This window comes from Bacillus sp. cl95 (genome assembly GCF_900115925.1).
GTDB lineage: Bacteria > Bacillota > Bacilli > Bacillales > Cytobacillaceae > Neobacillus_A.
In genome coordinates this window covers 137231-154989 of record NZ_FOYF01000004.1, presented here as the reverse complement: position 1 = coordinate 154989, position 17759 = coordinate 137231, and the positions used below count along the sequence as shown (strand labels likewise).

At 40.1% G+C, this 17759-nt stretch carries 20 protein-coding genes and 1 riboswitch; of the genes, 12 read left to right on the top strand and 8 right to left on the bottom strand.

Annotated features, from left to right (window positions below; translation table 11 throughout):
- Nucleotides 1-9 precede the first annotated feature (9 nt).
- Nucleotides 10-330: a YbjQ family protein gene (locus tag BMZ31_RS12820; protein ID WP_090832159.1), complete on the bottom strand. Its 321-nt coding sequence runs from the start codon at nt 328-330 to the stop codon at nt 10-12.
- A 297-nt stretch (nt 331-627) separates the two neighbouring features.
- On the opposite strand from BMZ31_RS12820, the gene hutH reads away from it, so the two are divergent.
- The gene (gene hutH, locus BMZ31_RS12815; RefSeq protein WP_090832158.1) at nt 628-2133 is read left to right on the top strand and encodes a histidine ammonia-lyase; all 1506 of its coding nucleotides are present in this window, start codon (nt 628-630) and stop codon (nt 2131-2133) included.
- An 18-nt stretch (nt 2134-2151) separates the two neighbouring features.
- Here hutH and BMZ31_RS20380 read toward each other — a convergent pair whose 3' ends face one another.
- Nucleotides 2152-2322 carry a hypothetical protein gene (locus tag BMZ31_RS20380; RefSeq protein ID WP_175478100.1) on the bottom strand — a complete coding sequence of 57 codons (171 nt, stop codon included), beginning with the start codon at nt 2320-2322 and terminating at the stop codon, nt 2152-2154.
- A 125-nt stretch (nt 2323-2447) separates the two neighbouring features.
- Here BMZ31_RS20380 and BMZ31_RS12805 point away from each other — a divergent pair, with 125 nt between their 5' ends.
- Entirely contained in the window at nt 2448-3059 is a 612-nt protein-coding gene (locus BMZ31_RS12805; protein WP_254778792.1) for a peroxiredoxin, read from the top strand.
- A gap of 118 nt (nt 3060-3177) precedes the next feature.
- Complete coding sequence (locus BMZ31_RS12800; protein WP_090832155.1) at nt 3178-3555, top strand: DnaJ family domain-containing protein; 378 nt, start codon at nt 3178-3180, stop codon at nt 3553-3555.
- A 544-nt stretch (nt 3556-4099) separates the two neighbouring features.
- Here the strand turns inward: BMZ31_RS12800 and nagE are convergent.
- On the bottom strand, nt 4100-5464 hold the full coding sequence (nagE, locus tag BMZ31_RS12795; protein ID WP_090832154.1) for an N-acetylglucosamine-specific PTS transporter subunit IIBC: 1365 nt from the start codon (nt 5462-5464) through the stop codon (nt 4100-4102).
- Between the two features lie 313 nt (nt 5465-5777).
- On the opposite strand from nagE, the gene motA reads away from it, so the two are divergent.
- Together motA and motB are read left to right on the top strand one after the other, a co-directional pair.
- A complete protein-coding gene (gene motA / locus BMZ31_RS12790; RefSeq protein ID WP_090832153.1) occupies nt 5778-6572 on the top strand; it encodes a flagellar motor stator protein MotA in 795 nt (264 codons plus the stop codon).
- Nucleotides 6565-7323 (top strand): flagellar motor protein MotB, encoded by a 759-nt coding sequence (gene motB, locus BMZ31_RS12785; RefSeq protein ID WP_090832152.1) that lies wholly within the window; start codon nt 6565-6567, stop codon nt 7321-7323. The genes motA and motB overlap by 8 nt, the downstream gene beginning before the upstream one ends.
- Nucleotides 7324-7334: 11 nt before the next feature.
- Here motB and BMZ31_RS20940 read toward each other — a convergent pair whose 3' ends face one another.
- Nucleotides 7335-7469, bottom strand: coding sequence for a hypothetical protein (locus tag BMZ31_RS20940; RefSeq protein WP_302846853.1), 135 nt, complete (start codon nt 7467-7469; stop codon nt 7335-7337).
- Between the two features lie 161 nt (nt 7470-7630).
- Here BMZ31_RS20940 and BMZ31_RS12780 point away from each other — a divergent pair, with 161 nt between their 5' ends.
- Together BMZ31_RS12780 and BMZ31_RS12775 are read left to right on the top strand one after the other, a co-directional pair.
- Nucleotides 7631-8119, top strand: a complete 489-nt coding sequence (locus BMZ31_RS12780) for a ferritin (RefSeq protein WP_175478099.1) — start codon at nt 7631-7633, stop codon at nt 8117-8119.
- Between the two features lie 297 nt (nt 8120-8416).
- Nucleotides 8417-8508, top strand: a riboswitch (cyclic di-GMP riboswitch).
- A gap of 29 nt (nt 8509-8537) precedes the next feature.
- Nucleotides 8538-8684: an anti-repressor SinI family protein gene (locus tag BMZ31_RS12775; RefSeq protein ID WP_090832151.1), complete on the top strand. Its 147-nt coding sequence runs from the start codon at nt 8538-8540 to the stop codon at nt 8682-8684.
- Between the two features lie 106 nt (nt 8685-8790).
- Here the strand turns inward: BMZ31_RS12775 and BMZ31_RS12770 are convergent, their stop codons facing one another.
- On the bottom strand, nt 8791-9126 hold the full coding sequence (locus BMZ31_RS12770) for a helix-turn-helix domain-containing protein (RefSeq protein WP_090832150.1): 336 nt from the start codon (nt 9124-9126) through the stop codon (nt 8791-8793).
- A 268-nt stretch (nt 9127-9394) separates the two neighbouring features.
- Between BMZ31_RS12770 and BMZ31_RS12765 the strand changes: the two genes are divergently transcribed.
- The 3 genes from BMZ31_RS12765 to BMZ31_RS12755 all read left to right on the top strand — a co-directional run bounded on the left by BMZ31_RS12765 (nt 9395) and on the right by BMZ31_RS12755 (nt 12020).
- The gene (locus tag BMZ31_RS12765; RefSeq protein WP_090832149.1) at nt 9395-9910 is read left to right on the top strand and encodes a type 1 glutamine amidotransferase domain-containing protein; all 516 of its coding nucleotides are present in this window, start codon (nt 9395-9397) and stop codon (nt 9908-9910) included.
- A gap of 330 nt (nt 9911-10240) precedes the next feature.
- On the top strand, nt 10241-10987 hold the full coding sequence (gene map / locus BMZ31_RS12760; protein ID WP_090832449.1) for a type I methionyl aminopeptidase: 747 nt from the start codon (nt 10241-10243) through the stop codon (nt 10985-10987).
- Between the two features lie 28 nt (nt 10988-11015).
- Nucleotides 11016-12020: an HD-GYP domain-containing protein gene (locus BMZ31_RS12755; RefSeq protein WP_090832148.1), complete on the top strand. Its 1005-nt coding sequence runs from the start codon at nt 11016-11018 to the stop codon at nt 12018-12020.
- A gap of 268 nt (nt 12021-12288) precedes the next feature.
- Here BMZ31_RS12755 and BMZ31_RS12750 read toward each other — a convergent pair whose 3' ends face one another.
- Nucleotides 12289-12513, bottom strand: a complete 225-nt coding sequence (locus tag BMZ31_RS12750; protein WP_090832448.1) for a DUF1128 domain-containing protein — start codon at nt 12511-12513, stop codon at nt 12289-12291.
- 196 nt (nt 12514-12709) lie between these two features.
- Here BMZ31_RS12750 and BMZ31_RS12745 point away from each other — a divergent pair, with 196 nt between their 5' ends.
- Both BMZ31_RS12745 and BMZ31_RS12740 read left to right on the top strand, forming a co-directional pair.
- The gene (locus BMZ31_RS12745) at nt 12710-13162 is read left to right on the top strand and encodes a YtxH domain-containing protein (protein WP_175478098.1); all 453 of its coding nucleotides are present in this window, start codon (nt 12710-12712) and stop codon (nt 13160-13162) included.
- Nucleotides 13163-13184: 22 nt separating this feature from the next.
- Nucleotides 13185-14012, top strand: a complete 828-nt coding sequence (locus BMZ31_RS12740; protein WP_090832147.1) for a YihY/virulence factor BrkB family protein — start codon at nt 13185-13187, stop codon at nt 14010-14012.
- Between the two features lie 454 nt (nt 14013-14466).
- Here BMZ31_RS12740 and BMZ31_RS12735 read toward each other — a convergent pair whose 3' ends face one another.
- Both BMZ31_RS12735 and BMZ31_RS12730 read right to left on the bottom strand, forming a co-directional pair.
- The gene (locus BMZ31_RS12735; protein WP_090832146.1) at nt 14467-16383 is read right to left on the bottom strand and encodes a heavy metal translocating P-type ATPase; all 1917 of its coding nucleotides are present in this window, start codon (nt 16381-16383) and stop codon (nt 14467-14469) included.
- Between the two features lie 178 nt (nt 16384-16561).
- The gene (locus BMZ31_RS12730) at nt 16562-17743 is read right to left on the bottom strand and encodes an MFS transporter (protein WP_090832145.1); all 1182 of its coding nucleotides are present in this window, start codon (nt 17741-17743) and stop codon (nt 16562-16564) included.
- Between the last annotated feature and the right edge of the window lie 16 nt (nt 17744-17759).

The window sequence follows — 17759 nt, the reverse complement described above, 5'->3', positions numbered from 1 at the left end:
TTATGAAAATTACGTTTCCTTCACAAATACAGCTGTTCCAGTTTCTACGCACATCATCATGCCTTCACGCAGCGTTTCAAAATCGAGGTCGACGCCAATCACGGCATTTGCACCTAAACGACGTGCCTTATCTTCCATTTCGCGCAGCGCAATTTCACGCCCTTCAGAAAGCTTGTTTTCGTAGGCACCACTTCTTCCACCAATAATATCCGTCACACTTGCCAAGAAGTCTCTTACAACGTTTGCCCCCATGATGGCTTCACCAGATACAATTCCTAAATATCGATCAATTTCTTTCCCTTGCAGTGTTGGAGTAGTTGTTACAATCATCATTGTTCCTCCTTATTTTGGATAACTCTAATACGAATCAGCATCGTTTAGGTTTCACTTGAGATCATCATTATATGAAGAATTATTTTTTGGCTCCATTGACAGATGGATTCAAAAAAACATACACTTATAATAGTTGGTAAATTTAGAAAATTGACTCATTAAGGATGTTCTTTATGAAAAAACTTAGCCTTAACAAAATAATAACCTTATCAGAAGGATGCTTTCCTGCAAATCAGAAGTGATTTGAAGGTCGGCATCCTTCTTTATTTTGGTAGAGTGGTAGAGGTGGAAACGATGGTCATATTAACTGGAAAATCACTGACATTAGCAGAAGTCAAAAAAGTTATTTTTGAAAATCAAAAAGTTGTGGCATTTGAAGAAAGTATGGATGTAGTACAAAAAAGCAGAAATGCTGTGGAACGTATTGTAAAAGATGGCAAAGTTGTATATGGCATTAATACAGGCTTTGGGAAATTTAGTGATGTGCTAATTGATCAAGAACATGTAAGAGACTTGCAACTAAACTTAATAAGATCACATGCATGTGGAATGGGAGAGCCATTCCCGGAAACGGTCGCCAAAGCGATGATTTTATTACGGGCAAATGCTTTGCTTAAGGGATATTCAGGTGTAAGACCAGAATTGATAGAAGCATTATTATCTTTACTGAATGCAAACATTATCCCGGTCATCCCCCAGCAAGGTTCATTGGGGGCAAGTGGTGACCTTGCTCCGTTATCCCACTTGGCACTCGTTTTAATTGGTGAAGGAGAAGTTTTTTATAAAGGTTCAAGGATGGAAAGCCAACAAGCTTTACAACAGGAAGGAATATTTCCTATTACACTCGAAGCTAAAGAAGGTCTTGCCTTGATTAATGGAACACAGGCCATGACGGGAATGGGAGTTGTCGCCTATTTAGAGGCCGAGCAATTGGCATTTCAAAGCGAATGGATTGCAGCAATGACGATGGAAGGGCTTAACGGAATTACAGATGCATTTGCAGAGGAAATCCATATTGCCAGAGGTTACCGTCAACAAATCGAAACAGCTGAAAGAATGCGTGGATATCTAAAGGACAGTCGTTTAACGACCGTGCAAGGAGAAGTTAGAGTACAAGATGCTTACTCACTACGATGTATTCCACAAGTGCATGGGGCTTCTTGGCAGGCTCTCGATTATGTAAAAGAAAAGCTTGAAATTGAGATGAATGCAGCAACGGATAATCCACTTATTTTTGACGATGGGGAAAAGATCATTTCCGGAGGGAATTTTCATGGACAGCCGATTGCGTTTGCGATGGACTTCATGAAGATTGCGGTAGCGGAACTCGCAAATATCTCAGAGCGAAGAATTGAACGTCTTGTAAATCCTCAGTTAAATGACCTACCAGCCTTTTTGAGTCCTGAACCAGGACTTCAATCAGGTGCGATGATCATGCAATATGCAGCTGCATCACTCGTATCCGAGAACAAAACGCTCGCCCATCCAGCTAGTGTCGACTCCATTCCTTCTTCGGCCAATCAAGAAGATCATGTGAGCATGGGGACGATCGCTGCTAGACATGCCTATCAAATCATTCAGAATGCAAGACGAGTGATAGCCATTGAACTCATATGTGCCCTTCAGGCCGTGGAATATCGTGGAGTAGAAAAAATGGCTAGAAGAACGCGGTTATTTTTTGATGAAGGACGAAAGAGAATTCCATCTATAACCAAAGACCGCATTTTCTCAAAGGATATTGAGACAGCCGCAGATTGGTTATCACAATTAGAACCTTTACATGAAAAGGAGCCTTGCTGAATTTAGCAAGGCTTCATTTTAACTTCTGTCTTCATTAAGTGTTTCTACACGATTTTTAAAAGCTTCCTGGGTGACGATAAATTCTTCATCACCGATTGCATCTTTCGAGTGTCTTTCTACTTGGTTATTAGCAGGAAGATCACCGGGATGTCCTTTTTTCTTATGGTTGAAATGTTCTCCACGACTCATAAAATAACACTCCTTTCGTCTTCCCGTGTAGCATGCCCACATTTTGTGCAAATATGAATCGTCAAACATAGTATTTCCGCATATGCATAATACGTGGAGTTTGAAGCGGAAAGGATGTGAATCGAATGTCCAATGAGTTATATGCGAGTGATTTAGCCGCATGTCCATCAGTATTTTGTGCCACAAGGGATGATTATGCTCCGTTGTTTTCGGCTGATGCGATGGTAAATGGAGAAATCAAGAAAGTGCACTTTAATGATTATAAAGGCAAATGGGTGCTGCTATTTTTTTATCCAAGCGACTTTACCTTCGTTTGACCGACAGAATTGGCGGCGGTCGCCGCTATTTATCGCGATTTAGAAGCAATGAATGTAGAAGTTCTGGCATTAAGTACAGATAGTGTCTATTCTCATAAAGTCTTCCTGGAGACGTCGCCTTCTTTAAAAAACGTCGGCTATCCATTGCTCAGTGACAGAACTCAAGAAATTAGCCGTGCCTATCGGGTCCTCGATGAAAACTCTGGTGCTGCCTTTCGAGCATCGTTTTTTATTAATCCTGAGCAAATAATTGTAGCTAAACTCGTTTATCCACGGGAGATAGGGCGGAATATAGATGAGCATGTGCGTCTTTTTGAAGCCTTGCAATATTCGAAGGTGACGGGGAAAGGGACTCCAGCAAATTGGAAACATGGTGATTCGGGAGTTTCAAAGAATCCGAAAAATGTTGGACGGATGTAATAGAAATGGAAACACGGCTGAGATCTATAAAAAGAACTCAGTCTATTTCCAATTATTTTCTAAATAATCGAAGTACATATATAATAGAATTATTCATACTCGAAGGGTGGAATAGTTGGTGGATTTTTCGTTTATTATGAGTGAGGATCGCATCAAACGCGCTTACAAAGAGGGGGAATTCGATAATCTCCCTGGTTACGGAAAACCGTTGGATTTAGAAGACTTATCGGGAGTACCGGAAGAGTTGAGGATGGCACATAGGCTAATGAAAAATGCGGGTTATTCACCTGAGGAAAACAAAATGAGACAGGAAGTTATGACCATTGAAGATCTAATCAGAAAATGCGAAGACCCTGACGAAAAAGAAGAACTCAAAAGAACATTGAATGAAAAAATGATTCGTTTCAATAGTGCCGTTGCAAAACGGGGAGGAACGACCAATTCCTCGCTATTTAAAAACTATGAGCAAAAAATTTCAAAGAAGCTTAATTTCTAAAGATAAGGCTTTGTTAAAGTGCATGGTTGATTTTCAGCATTTTCTTGATTAGAGCGGAGGGTGCTAACATTTGGGAAGCAAGCGACTGGAGCAGCAATCAACAGAGCATATTTTTAGGGGAATTGACGGGGATTTCTCTGATTTCGTGATTTTTCTAAAAGCCGATATGAACTGAGCGAATAAATTTTGAAAACGTTGATTACCATGAAAAAACAGGCGATAACATTTTTGAAATTGGCGATTACGTTTAAAAAACAAGAGTATAAAAAAAGGGTGTAAACCACACGAGGGTATAATGAAATGTTTTTATATCATCTTTAAAAGTGATAATTACGCCAGAATCTCCAATTTTCGTAGAAGTAGACTTTTCGTGCCTTCTGCCAGTATTCTTGAAAAATAAAGGTAAATTAAAGTGATTTGTTGATTTTCTTCACTTTGTTGATTGGGGAGGAAATGGATAGGCAAGGTACCAGAGCCAAACATAAAGAGCCAGATTCCTAAAAGACAATATCAGGTCTCGTTGAGGAAATCTGGCTATACTTCATTACAGTTTTTTCAGTTCATCAGCAAGAAATTCGACATCTGTACCTACCACAACTTGCAAGTCATTATCGCTCAGTCTGATGATTCCTTTAGCCCCGACATTTTTCAGCTCCTCCTCATTGACCAAATCTGGATCTTCAATTTGAAGACGGAGCCTTGTCACACAATTGTCAATGAAAATGAGATTGTCACTGCCTCCTAGCGCTTTCAAGTACTTTTTTGCCAGGCTTTTGTAGTCACTGTTATTCGCTGCCGTGTTTTCAGTGAACTCACCCTCCATTTCATCTTCACGTCCAGGTGTTTTCAAATCTAGTTTTACGATAAGGAAGTAGAAGATGAAGAAATAAAGTACCGCATATACCAAACCCAATCCTGCAAGTAGTAGCGGTTTTTGAGCGATATTATAGTTCAAGAAATAATCAATGGCTCCTGCTGAAAAACCAAAACCGTGGTGGATATCCAACAATGTGGCAACAGATAAAGATAGACCTGTTAAAAGCGCATGCACGAAATAAAGCACAGGCGATAAGAACATGAATAAGAACTCGATTGGTTCCGTAATACCTGTTAGGAAGGAAGTAAACGCTACACCAACTAGCATCCCGGTAACGATTTTTCGTCGTTCTTTTTTAGCGGCAGCTATCATCGCAAAGCAGGCCGCTGGTAGCCCGAACATCATGACAGGATAGAAACCGGCCATAAAGATTCCTGCCGATGGATCTTTGGCAAAGAAACGATGTAAATCACCGGTAGCTCCGTTATATTCTCCAAAAACAAACCAGACTAAACTGTTTAGGACGTGATGAAGTCCAAGTGGAATAAGCAAACGGTTCAAGAATCCGAATACCCCAACCCCGAATGCACCTGCCCCTACAATCCATTCTCCAACTGAATTGATGAGATCTTGTATAGATGGCCAAATGAATCCAAAAATGCCTGCTAACAGTATCATGACAAAAGAAGTAATAATGGGAACGAAGCGTCTTCCTCCGAAAAATCCGAGCCAATCTGGAAATTTGACATTATGATAGCGGTTGTATAAAAGACCTGCGATAACCCCCGATAATATACCCCCTAGCACAGCCATATTATTATCTTCGTTAATGGCAACTGTACCTTTGGTCAAAACAAGGTATCCGATGGCACCGGCCAAACCTGCAGCACCGTTTCCATCTTTTGAAATCCCGACTGCGACACCAATCGCGAATAATAGTGCCAAGTTCGCAAAAACGGCGTCTCCTGAAGCAGCGATAAACTTAATTCCTAACAAATCATCCTGGCCAAGACGGAGCAACAGAGCGGCAGCGGGAAGAACGGCAACGGGTAACATCAGTGCCTTCCCAATTCTTTGCAGAAAACCTAACATGCCTAAAACCCCCTTGAGATGAATGCATGTGTTCTACCGTGAAATGATTGGTATTATTAACAATCTATTGGCCAACCGTTGGGAATAGAACGAGGTGATAATTTTTAGGTGCAAAGGCGGATGATGGTATTTTTCAGAATGATGGATATGAGTTTGTAACGATTCAAAACAAACGATCATGCTTGTAAGCTATGAAAATTCTTAATTACCCTAAATAAATTATGAATCTTGTCGAAATAAAGAATAAGGAATATATGTAAGAAGGGCGTCCACCTTGTGACGAATATTATGAACTAAGATAGGTGAGAAGATCATGGATAAAACATCATTAATAGGCCTCATACTTGGGGTAGTCGCAATTCTTGTCGGAATGATCTTTAAAGGAGTAGCTGTCAGTGCGTTATTGAATCCAGCAGCATTTCTAATCATCATTGCCGGTACAATAGCAGCAGTTGTTACGGCTTTTCCTTCAGATGAGATCAAGAAGGTGCCAAAACTTTTTGGAGTTATTTTTAAAGAACAAAAAATCCTCCCTCCTTCTGATTTAATCAAAATGTTTTCAGATTGGGCTCAACTAGCTCGTAAAGAGGGTTTGTTAGCACTCGAAGCGAAAACGGGTGAGGTTAACGATCCTTTTTTGAAGAACGGTCTGACATTGGCAGTAGACGGTCAAAGTGCAGATTATATCCGTGATGTCTTGTCCGAAGAAATTGAGGCAATGGAAGAACGCCATCTTGCAGGGGCAGCAATTTTTACACAGGCGGGGACTTATGCGCCGACGCTTGGAGTACTTGGAGCCGTTATTGGATTAATTGCTGCACTTGGGAACATGGACAACACCGATGAACTTGGTCATGCTATTTCAGCAGCATTCATTGCAACATTGCTTGGTATTTATACGGGTTACGTTTTGTGGCATCCGTTTGCCAACAAATTGAAGAGGAAATCTAAGCAAGAAGTGAAGTTGAAGCAAATGATGATTGAAGGAATTCTGTCGATTCTGGAAGGTGAAGCGCCAAGAGTAATTGAGCAGAAGCTTGCATCTTATTTGCCTGCCGGGGATCGTAAGAAATTCCTTGAAGAAAGCGTTGTGAAGGCGGATGAGTAAACGAAAGAAAAAGCATCATCATGAGGAACATATGGATGAATCATGGTTAATCCCCTATGCGGATTTATTGACGCTTCTTTTAGCTTTATTTATCGTTTTATTTGCAATGAGTTCTGTAGATGCACAAAAATTTCAACTCATGTCCAAAGCTTTTAATGAAGTATTTTCAGGCGGGACGGGAGTAATGGATTTCAACAGTCCTACACCAGACGGTGCTTCTGATGCTCCAGTCGATAAAAAGAAAGAGAAAGACGATAATGAACATGATCCGAAGTCTAGTGTTGCTCAAGATCGTCAAGAATTGGAAGAATTGCAGCAAAAGGTAAATTCATATATCGAAAAAAAGAACCTTACAGATAAACTGGATACGTCACTAACAGACGAAGGTCTGCTTATTTCCATTCGTGACAATGTTTTATTTGACTCAGGTAGTGCGGAAATAAAAGGTAACGATTTAAAAACGGCAACAGAGATTGCAGACTTATTCATTATGGATCCACCTCGAAACATTATCATAAGCGGACATACGGATAATGTGCCAATCTCAACAGCACGATATGATTCTAACTGGGAATTGAGTGTTATGCGTGCGGTCAATTTCATGAAGATTATTCTTGATAATAATCAGTTAGACCCACGTTGGTTTAGTGCCAAAGGATTCGGTGAATTTCAACCTGTTGCATCCAATGATACTGCTGAAGGCAAGGCAAGAAACAGACGTGTGGAAATTTTAATTTTACCAAGGGGCTAAATCTAAATGGTTTAGCTTTTTGTTTTGCCCTTTTCTTGATGGTGCTTATCAAACGAATCTACTTTACACATTTTGTCGAGTAAAAAGCCAAAGAAAGCCATAAATCCAATTGGAATTGAGTAATTAAGAACATGGATAATAGTCATGATTCTACCTCCACTTTATTTATTTTGAATATTATGAATATTATATCCCCCACCCTTTTCTTTACCAACTTTTCTTTGCAAAATGAATCAACTTTTTCAGTAATGAGAATAGGATATGATGTAATGCCCAGAAAAAATGAGTATTTTGGGGAGGAACAGTAATGCTGAAAGAAGAAATTCAACACTTGCTGAATCAGTTAATTCAAGTTGAAAATAACTCATCGTATTTATACACTGCCATGTCAAACCATTTGGCCCGCTTAAACTATACAGGGATGGCAAACTGGTTGAAGCTGCAAGCTGCTGAAGAGAAAACTCATGCTGATAAACTCATGACCTATGTAATCGATCGTGGAGGAAAAGTTCAATTGATGGCTCTGCCGGAACAGTCCGCAGATTTTGGTAGCCCTTTAGAGACCTTTCAAAAAGTACTTGAACATGAACGATTTGTAACCAACTCTTATCAGAAATCATTTGATTATTTAGCAGGGCAGAATGACCAACAAACATCCTTGATTGTCCAGGATATTTTACGTGAGCAGATTGATGAAACGGCTCAGGCGGAGGTTATTATTGGCCGACTGAAGATTGCTGCAGATAATCCATCGGCCATATTGATCCTCGATCAGGAACTAGGGCAAAGAAAATAATTGTGAATATGAAAAGTGCGATACTATCGCACTTTTCGTATTCACAATTTACTATTTGAATGATCGTATTCTTTCGACTTTATACTCGGTTTTTTTACAAATAATGTATCTTACATACGCTACTTTATGTTTAATTAACTGAAAATTAGGATAAACAACCTACGAAGTGTAGAGTTTTGGTAAACCATGTATAAAAAATATTTATTATTATTAGAAATTCCTGACAAAAAACAACACCTTACTGCAAAAGAACTATCTATAATAAAACTATAGTTAGGAAATGAGTCAGTACATAATTACAGAAAAAGGCAAACCTTTTGAAAAATAGGGACGCAAAGTTTCGGGTCTAAAGTATGGTAAATGCCTGCTATGACGGCTGGGCTGCCTGGAATACGATACGTATTTTAGGGGTGGGAAAATGGTTATGAAAGAAGTAATGGTCGAAGGTGTCGATGTTGAATGGGTAGCACTAATTTTGGAAGCGAAAAAGATAGGTATTGCTCAAGAAACGATCAGAGAATTTCTTAGCCAAAATGGGGCAAGGGAGCTATTAGTAGAAAAATAAATCCAGTGCCAAACTGCTTCTAAAGACAAAGTAGGGAAATTAAAAGGCATGCCTTGAGCATGCCTATTTTTGTGTTTATATCCAATTCTATCTATTGTTTTAAGCTTCATTCACCAGAAGGGTTATCTTTTTTGACTCGCCACTTATTAAATTCCAGGAACTCACGGAATTGATCTTTAGAAACACCAGATTCCATTGCATCCTTAACAAGATTCATCCAATCAGTATCTAAATCTTCCTTATTGGTTTGTTCATATATCAAATGGTCTACTGGCACATTTAGGACAGCAGATATTTTCTCAAGGAACTGGATAGATGGATTCGTCTGCAAGTTTCTTTCGAGAGAACTCAAATAGGACTTAGCGACTCCAGCTTGGTCAGCAAGCTCAGACAAAGACATTCTTTTTTCTAAACGGAGCTTTTTAACACGTTCACCGATCATGATGCTTCACACACCTTACACTTATTTATATTTTTATCATATCAAATCGAAATGGAAAGTTCCATATAAAGAACGATTATTTATGACAGAATTTTTGATTTTTATTGGGAAAACTTTATTTTTTGACAACTTTTTGCTCTGTCAAATTACAAGGTGACTATTCACTAGAATACGCCTCCTTTTATCTGGAAAATTTATAAGTTTACGCCTCTCAGTTAAGGGAATACCAACATAATGAATAATACCTCAGAAAGAAGGAGTGAATGTAATGAGCAAGAAAATTGCCTGTTTGGTTACAAACATGTTTGAGGACTCAGAGTATTCGGAGCCTGCGAAAGCCTTTCAAGAGGCCGGACATCAGGTAGTTACTATTGAAAAAGAAAAAGGTAAGACGGTTACCGGAAAACAAAACGAGGTTTCAGTCGTCATCGATGAAAATATCGATAAGGTTAATCCAGAGCAATTTGACGCCTTATTTTTACCAGGAGGATTCTCACCTGATCAACTCCGAGCAGATGAACGCTTCGTCTCGTTCGCTAAAACGTTTATGAATGCGAAAAAGCCGGTATTTGCAATTTGTCATGGACCACAATTGTTAATTACAGCGAAAACGCTGGACGGTCGTGACGCAACAGGTTATACATCTATTAAAGTTGATATGGAAAATGCCGGTGCCAAGTTTCGGGATGAAGAGGTAGTCGTATGTCAGAACCAATTGGTAACTAGTCGACAACCAGATGATATACCAGCCTTCACTAGAGAGGCCTTAAAGCTTCTCTCATAAGTGAAAAGTGTTTTCGTATTGATTATTGCCTTTCGGATGCTACCCTCATCCCGCATTCTTTATGGCTTCGGGGCTCTTTTCGAGAAGTTCCTGAACCAAGAATCCATAAAAAATCGTAAAAATCCAGAAACCTATTGTTACTTTTACGTGTGAAAGCAACAAAGTTTACGAAAAGAGCCTAAGTTAAAAACAATCCCTTCCTAAAAAAACGGAAGGGATTGTTTTTTGAAAAAATATCTTGTAAAAGCTAATATAAGAAAGACACTATCATAAAATGAACGATAAAATGAAAGTGATATATAGATGAAGGTTAAGGAAGGTTGGGAAAATATGATTGTACTGAAATCTCAGCGAGAAATAGAGAATATGAAAAAAGCTGGTGAATTACTGGCTGCTTGCCATAGAGAAATTGCAAAACTAATCAAACCAGGTATCACAACGATCGAAATTGATGAATTCGTTGAAGAATTTCTAAAGAAACATGGTGCGGCTCCTGAACAAAAAGGGTATAAAGGATACAAATATGCAACTTGTGCAAGTATCAATGATGAAATTTGCCATGGCTTTCCTAGAAAAGAATCTTTACAAGAAGGCGATATAGTAACAATCGATATGGTCGTCAATCTGAATGGGGCACTTGCAGATTCTGCATGGAGCTATCCTGTCGGTCAGGTTTCAGAAGAGACAGAACGATTATTAAACGTAACAAAGCAAGCATTGTATAAGGGGATTGAGCAAGCAGTGCCAGGAAACAGAATTGGTGATATCGGCCATGCGATTCAATCGTATGTCGAAAGTGAAGGCTTTTCGGTTGTCCGTAATTTTATCGGTCACGGAATTGGAGCAGTCATTCACGAAAAACCCGATGTACCTCACTTTGGGTTGCCAGGTAAAGGCGGTCGAATTAAAGAAGGAATGGTATTCACAATCGAGCCAATGGTAAACGTCGGAGCCTATGAAACAAAGATGGATGACAACGGCTGGACAGCCAGAACAATCGATGGCAAGTATTCTGCACAATACGAACATACTATTGCTGTTACAAAAGAGGGAACAATTATTTTGACTGAACAATAATTTCGTCATAAAGCAAAGGGAGCGGATCATGAGATTAATAAGCATAGATGAATATCGAATGAAAACGATGCAGCTTGCAAGACCTGTGGTCGATAAGCAGAGGAGAGTTTTGCTGGCAGCAGGACGAAGTATCCATCCGGCCTACTTAAAGCGACTTGAGCAAATGGGCATCCGCTACCTTTTTGTAGAAGATGCTGTTTCTTTTGGTATTAGTCTAGAGGAAATGGTGGATATGCCTACATGGATAGATGCCATACAAACAGTTCAGGCTGCCTATCAGACAGTCATGACGGCCAAAACAGAGTTTCCGCTCCGTGAACTTCAAAGATTGGTTGTTAAGCTTCTGGATGAAGTGTCCAAGCGAAAAGCGATTGTCTTAATTCCGGCATCTTCATTAGCAGAAGAACTAAGAGAAGCTGCCCATTGTGTAAATGTAACCTTGCTAAGCTTACAGTTAGCAAAAAAGATGAATTTACCACAATTGCAAGTAAAAGATTTGGCATTAGGGACGTTGGTACATGATATCGGTAGGATTATCGTGGGCAATGGTGAAGATCACCCGCAAGCTGGTTTTGATTTTTTAAGGAGACAGAGAGAATTGAGTTTGCTCTCTGCACACGTGGCATTCCAGCATCATGAAAGGGCAGACGGAAGTGGGTACCCAAGAGGATTAGATCAAAGTCAGATTCATGAATTTGCACAAATTTGCGCCATTAGTAATACTTTTGATCAGCTGCTTTCCGATGAAAATATGCCACCACATGAAGCAATGGAATGGATCATGACTCAAAGCGGAAAGATGTTTACTACGGATCTTGTCCAACTATTTGTGCAAGAAGTGCCGCCCTATACACCGGGGACAAAAGTGATGATTAATAATGGTCGAATGGCGATTGTGACAAAAATTAAATCGAATGTACAAAGGCCATACATTCGCTATCTGGACACAAATGAAGAAATTTCGCTCGCTGAGAATCATACAATGCTTATCACAAGTGTATTGGTCGAAGAAAAAGAAAAAACAGATCAGTAATGACCTGTTTACCTATACTAGAGAAGAAAGTATAAAAATTTAACGGAGATAGCTGTCTAGCTCCAGCGCCCAGCCCCTCGGGGTTGTTTCCAGAAGCCGAAACAACCTCGGTCATAAGCCAAATCGCTCCAGAAATCAGGACAAGGAACGCTTCGGCAGCATCATCATCGCACGAAGAAAAGGCGATAGCCTTTTCGAGGATGTACTGCGCGCTTCGTCTTATGCCTGTCGGGGCTAAACAGGGCGCTTGCGCTTTTCTTAAAATAACTTATTGTTTACGCAGGTTGCCGAGTTCTTCTGCCAATGCCTGCATTTCACTTGGGCTAAAGGAATTTTTTCTCATAACCATTTCATATATATCCTTTAGTTCTTCATACATATCTCCATCAAAATGAGAAGGCTTAATAGCTCCAAAGTTAAGTACTCTTAGTTTTTCTTTAATTTTCTCGATCATATATTCTACATTTTCAGTGGATTTTTCGGAAAGATTCAAGATATTCATCCTTTCATACGTCATAATCTCATCTTTCCACGATTAGGTTTAAAAGTCAATGAAAGTATAGATTCGAGTTCGGATTCGTCATCACAAGTTAGTGAGCATGTTTCGCTGTTCTTAAAATCGGGAAGATTAATAGCAAACATTTAGGATTTAGACGCAAATAATTCATTATATAAAAGGAGAGAGAAAAATGGCTGGTACAAGCAAGTTTTGGAAAGGTGTCCTTTATGGAGCAATTGCAGGAGGGGCAGTCACATTATTAGACAAGCAAACGAGGCAATCCGTCACAGAAAGCTGCCGAAAAGCAGGAACTAATATTTCCTATATGATGAAGCATCCGGATGAAGTGACAGAACAAGTGAAAGATGTAACCGGAAAAATCAAATCAACGATTCAAAATGTAACAGAAGAATTTAATTACGTGACAAGTAAAATCGAAGAGATTCGCGAAATGGCTCCGCAAGTAGCTGAAATTGTCAAAGAAACGAAGGATGCATTTATTCTTCCAGATAAGACACCCAGTGAGCCAAGCGGAAATGTCATTGAATATCCAAATGGCAAAGCAAATGAACGAACCAACGGACGAGTACTTGACCACCAAATGGAAACAGAAAGTCTTTATGGAAAAAGAAATCTTCAATAGTGAGCACACAAGAGGTGATAGGATGAGAAAAATGGACAAATCTCTTTTAAAAGAGTTGTGGGCAAGGATTCAAGGAGATGATTTGCCAGGGTTAGCAGCACAATTGGCCTATTTTTTCTTGCTCTCTTTGTTTCCGCTTCTCATTTTCCTATTTACTTTGTTGCCATATTTACCAATCCCTCAAAGGGATATACTTGGTATTTTGAGTGACTTTGCTCCAGGAGAAGCAATGGATTTAATCGAAAAAAACCTGAAAGATGTCATGGACAATCGAAGTGGCGGTTTACTTTCTTTTGGTATCATCGGTACGATATGGTCCGCATCTAATGGTATTAATGCGATTGTCAGGGCATTCAACAAAGCCTATGATGTTGAAGAAAGTCGTTCGTTCATCGTTGCAAGAGGAACCGCAATCTTACTTACATTCGGCATGATATTGGTGTTTATTGTTGCATTAGTACTTCCTGTGTTTGGGAAAGAAATAGGCTTGTTTCTATTTTCGCAGTTTGGTTTTTCTGACCAATTCCTGACAATTTGGGGATTATTAAGATGGCTTGTGAGTGCCATCATTCTTTTCTTAATCTTTACGGGGCTTTATTGGATAGCTCCAAACGTCAAGATGCGCTGTCGTAGTGCTTTTCCAGGAGCGCTGTTTGCAACAATTGGTTGGATCGTCGTATCTTTAGGATTCTCTTTTTACGTCGGGAGCTTTGGAAATTACTCTGCAACATACGGTGGGGTAGGGGGAATTATCGTACTGATGGTTTGGCTTTACTTATCAGGATTCATCATTGTCCTCGGCGGAGAAATTAATGCTTTTTATAGTGATCATAAAAAGGATGGCTGTTAATCGGCCTTCCTTTTTTTACCCTTCATGAAATGTGGAGAAAGGTTAAAACTAATGAGGGAAACACCTCTCTGAGCACATATGCTTGGAGTGTTTCTCTAAAATAAATTCTCCCAAAGTGAGGTACATTCGAATGACTAAACATACGAAAAAAGATGGCGGCACAAAGCAAAAGGGTAAGAACAAGCCAACACAAAAAACATCCGGCTCAGCTAACGGACAGAACGGATATCATTAAGTAGAAAAGCGGAAGCGCCCTTGTTAGCCCCGACAGGCATAAGCCAAATCACGCAGGAAATCCTGATTTCTGGAGTGATTGGGCTTATGACCGAGGTTGTTTCGGCTTCTGGAAACAACCCCGAGGAGCTGGGCGCTGGAGCTAGACAGTTGTCTTCGTTTAGATTTAATATCATTTTGTAAGTAAGGCGCTCCTCTTAATGAGGAGCGCCTTACTTATTTATGACCGCAGCAATCTTAAGCTATTCAAGATGACAAGTATTGTACTACCCTCATGGCCGATGACGCCATATGGCAAGTCGAGGACTTGCAAGAAGTTTGAAGAAATCAAAAGCATGATAACCGAGATGGAGAAAATGACATTCTGCTTGATGATACGGTTCATTCGTTTTGAAAGATCGATCGCTTCAGCAATTCTTGGTAGATCATTTTTCATGAGGACGACATCTGCCGTTTCAAGTGCAACATCCGTGCCTTCTCCCATCGCGATTCCGACATTCGCTAGCGCTAAGGCAGGAGCGTCATTGATTCCATCCCCGACCATTGCAACTGTTTTGTATTCTTCTTTTAACTTTCTTAGTTGGTCCACTTTTTGATCTGGGAGACATTCTGCATAATAACGATCCACATGACTTTGGCTCGCAATAGCTTTGGCAGTCTTTTCACTGTCTCCAGTCAGCATCACTGTGTAAATTCCTTGATTTCTAAGGTGTTCAATCGCCATTTGGGTTTCTTCACGAACGTTATCTTTAAGGGCGATCATAGCAACGACTTTTTCTTGGTTGCTCACATACACGACAGTGTTTCCTTCGGAAGCAAATGTTACTTCTTTACCGTTTGCGAACGTGGCTGCTTCTTCTAAACCAACAAAATCGGCTTTCCCTATTTTCCACGCTTCACCATCGATTTGTGCGCGTACACCCCATCCGGCCACGTCTTCAATCTGATCGGGTTGAACGAGTTCTTGATCGAAATGATTTCTGGCATATTTGACGATGGATTGTGCAAGAGGGTGGTTGGATTGATTTTCTATACAGGCAATTTTCCAAAATAACGTATTGCTTTCGAAATGTTGGTGTAAAACGACTTCGGTCACTTCAGGTTTCCCTTTTGTTAGTGTTCCTGTTTTATCGAAGGCAATAGCCTTGAGGTTACTTAAGTTTTCTAAATGTACGCCGCCTTTGAACAAGATTCCGTGACGAGCCCCATTCGAGATTGCCGATAATGTTGCAGGCATGATGGAGGCTACGAGGGCACATGGGGATGCGACTACAAGTAAAATCATCGCTCGGTATAATGTTTCATTCCAGTTCCATCCCAAAAGGAAGTGGGGGAGAAACATCATCAATAAAACCAATAAGAGGACGATTTTTACATACGTACCTTCAAATTTTTCAATAAATAATTGCGATGGGGACCGCTCGCTTTGGGCAGATTGCACGAGCGTTATTATTTTTTGAAAAAGAGTTTCACTACTCGGCTTGCTGATACGGACTGTTATTGACCCGGTAAGATTAACCGTTCCTGCAAAAACTTCGTCCTGAATGCTTTTATCAACTGGCATGGATTCACCAGTGATAGCGGCTTCGTCAATATTTGTGGAGCCGTTTATGATGATCCCGTCCGAAGGTACTCTCTCTCCCGCCTTAACAAGAATCTGATCACCAATCTTAAGGTCTCTAACAGATACTTTTCTTTCTTCACCATTCAAAAGTAATAAAGCTTCTTCAGGCTGCAAATCCATGAGGGCCGAAATTTCTTTATGGCTTTTGTTCATGGTGTAAGTTTCAAGAGCACCGCTGACCGCGAATATGAAAATAAGAATGGCACCCTCGGTCCAGTATCCGATAATAGCTGAACCGATTGCAGCAAATATCATCAGCATTTCAACGTTCAGTTCTCTATTTTCAATGGTCTCTTCAATACCTTCTTTTGCTTTGGCAAAACCACCAATAACAAATGCCAGAATATAAGCAATGACGGCTGATGTTTCTGTACCGTTTTTATCCAAGAACCAACCAATTACGATTAAAATTCCACATGCAATAGCTGCAATTAATTCGGCATGTAGCTTCAATTTTTCAAGAAAGCTGGTATCTAATGTGTTTTTGGTTAATTCCTTTGCTTCCGCACTCATATTTCTCCCTCCATTACTTAAAGTTTTCCCTAAATGAGAAAAAGAATCAGAATCAATACCCCTAAAAAATGACGAAAGCTGCCACCTATGGTGACAGCAAAAACATTCATTGATAAAGTGTGACTTTAGTTAAGTTCATCATACCACGGTTACCTTTTTTTAGAAACTAGGAATTCACTTAAAAAGCTTCTTTCTTCCCCGATGTGGAATGCACTGGCTTAAATGTGACGAGCGCGATAAAAATCGCAAACATGATCATGCTAATTACATAGAAAAAGCTGCCGCCTTGAAAATATTGTATGACCAATCCGCCAATAAAGGGACCGGTAATACTTCCAAAGCTAAAGAAAATACCGCACATCAAATTACCTGCTGGCAAAAGTTGTTTTGGCAGTAAGTCTGCCATATAACTGATACCTAATGAAAAAGTGGACCCCACAAGCATGCCAGCAATAAAGAAGCAAATGAACAACCCGAGAACTGATTGCTCCAGCATCCCGGCAGCAGTAAAGGCAATAAAACCTGATAACATGACTGCCATTAAAACAGGTTTCCTTCCGAAGCGATCACTCATGATCCCGAGTGGGAGCTGGAAAATGATCGCTCCTCCAGCAAAAGCGGGCAATAGAATAGAAACCGCGCTAATATCAATGCCTGAACGTAAAGCGTATACTGGGAAGTTTCCATTTAAGCTTGTTTCTAAGAATCCATACCCAAAAGGAGGTAGTAATGAAACCCATGCGTATTTCCAAACTTGTCCAAAGCGCTGGAATGTGCCAAGGAAGGAACTTGTCTGGATGAATTGTTCTGGCTTTTCGTTTTGCAAGAACCAGATAGCTCCCCAAGCTACAAGGCTGATAGCAGCAGAAATCATGAAGGGGAGAGATTCGCTTACAGAGACAAGACTCGTTAAGATTGGTCCGGCTGCAAAACCGATACCAAAAAATAGTCCATATAAAGAAATATTGCGACCTCTTTTGTCTCCGGGTGAAAAGGACGTAATCCAGGTTTGCGTACCGAAGTGCAGCATATGATCGCCAATTCCAATGATTAAACGCAGTAGAAACCAAAACCAAAATGATTTCCAAAGTGGAAAGAGGGCGAGTGATAAGGCAACGGCAAGTCCACCCCAAAGAATGATAGGCTTATAGCCAAAGCGGCGCAATGGCGCTTCCATAAGAGGTGATACAAGAAGAATTCCTAAGTAAAGGCCTGTGGCATGAAATCCGTTCATAGAAGAGGAAAGACCGTCTTGTTCAAAAATTATAGCAATGAGCGGGAGAAGCATTCCTTGCGAAAATCCAGAAATGGCGACAATCCCTACTAGTATCCAAAACCTTAAAGATGACTGTTTATTCATGGCATCAATCTCCGAG

Coding starts and splice junctions, on each gene's coding strand:
- BMZ31_RS12730 (WP_090832145.1), bottom strand. CDS start 17,743: ATGAATAAACAGTCATCTTTAAGGTTTTGGATACTAGTAGGGATTGTC.
- BMZ31_RS12755 (WP_090832148.1), top strand. CDS start 11,016: ATGAGATTAATAAGCATAGATGAATATCGAATGAAAACGATGCAGCTT.
- BMZ31_RS20940 (WP_302846853.1), bottom strand. CDS start 7,469: ATGACTATTATCCATGTTCTTAATTACTCAATTCCAATTGGATTTATG.
- map (WP_090832449.1), top strand. CDS start 10,241: ATGATTGTACTGAAATCTCAGCGAGAAATAGAGAATATGAAAAAAGCT.
- motB (WP_090832152.1), top strand. CDS start 6,565: ATGAGTAAACGAAAGAAAAAGCATCATCATGAGGAACATATGGATGAA.
- BMZ31_RS12775 (WP_090832151.1), top strand. CDS start 8,538: ATGGTTATGAAAGAAGTAATGGTCGAAGGTGTCGATGTTGAATGGGTA.
- nagE (WP_090832154.1), bottom strand. CDS start 5,464: ATGTTAGGTTTTCTGCAAAGAATTGGGAAGGCACTGATGTTACCCGTT.
- BMZ31_RS12780 (WP_175478099.1), top strand. CDS start 7,631: ATGCTGAAAGAAGAAATTCAACACTTGCTGAATCAGTTAATTCAAGTT.
- BMZ31_RS20380 (WP_175478100.1), bottom strand. CDS start 2,322: ATGAGTCGTGGAGAACATTTCAACCATAAGAAAAAAGGACATCCCGGT.
- BMZ31_RS12735 (WP_090832146.1), bottom strand. CDS start 16,383: ATGAGTGCGGAAGCAAAGGAATTAACCAAAAACACATTAGATACCAGC.
- BMZ31_RS12740 (WP_090832147.1), top strand. CDS start 13,185: ATGAGAAAAATGGACAAATCTCTTTTAAAAGAGTTGTGGGCAAGGATT.
- BMZ31_RS12820 (WP_090832159.1), bottom strand. CDS start 330: ATGATTGTAACAACTACTCCAACACTGCAAGGGAAAGAAATTGATCGA.
- hutH (WP_090832158.1), top strand. CDS start 628: ATGGTCATATTAACTGGAAAATCACTGACATTAGCAGAAGTCAAAAAA.
- motA (WP_090832153.1), top strand. CDS start 5,778: ATGGATAAAACATCATTAATAGGCCTCATACTTGGGGTAGTCGCAATT.
- BMZ31_RS12745 (WP_175478098.1), top strand. CDS start 12,710: ATGGCTGGTACAAGCAAGTTTTGGAAAGGTGTCCTTTATGGAGCAATT.
- BMZ31_RS12765 (WP_090832149.1), top strand. CDS start 9,395: ATGAGCAAGAAAATTGCCTGTTTGGTTACAAACATGTTTGAGGACTCA.
- BMZ31_RS12770 (WP_090832150.1), bottom strand. CDS start 9,126: ATGATCGGTGAACGTGTTAAAAAGCTCCGTTTAGAAAAAAGAATGTCT.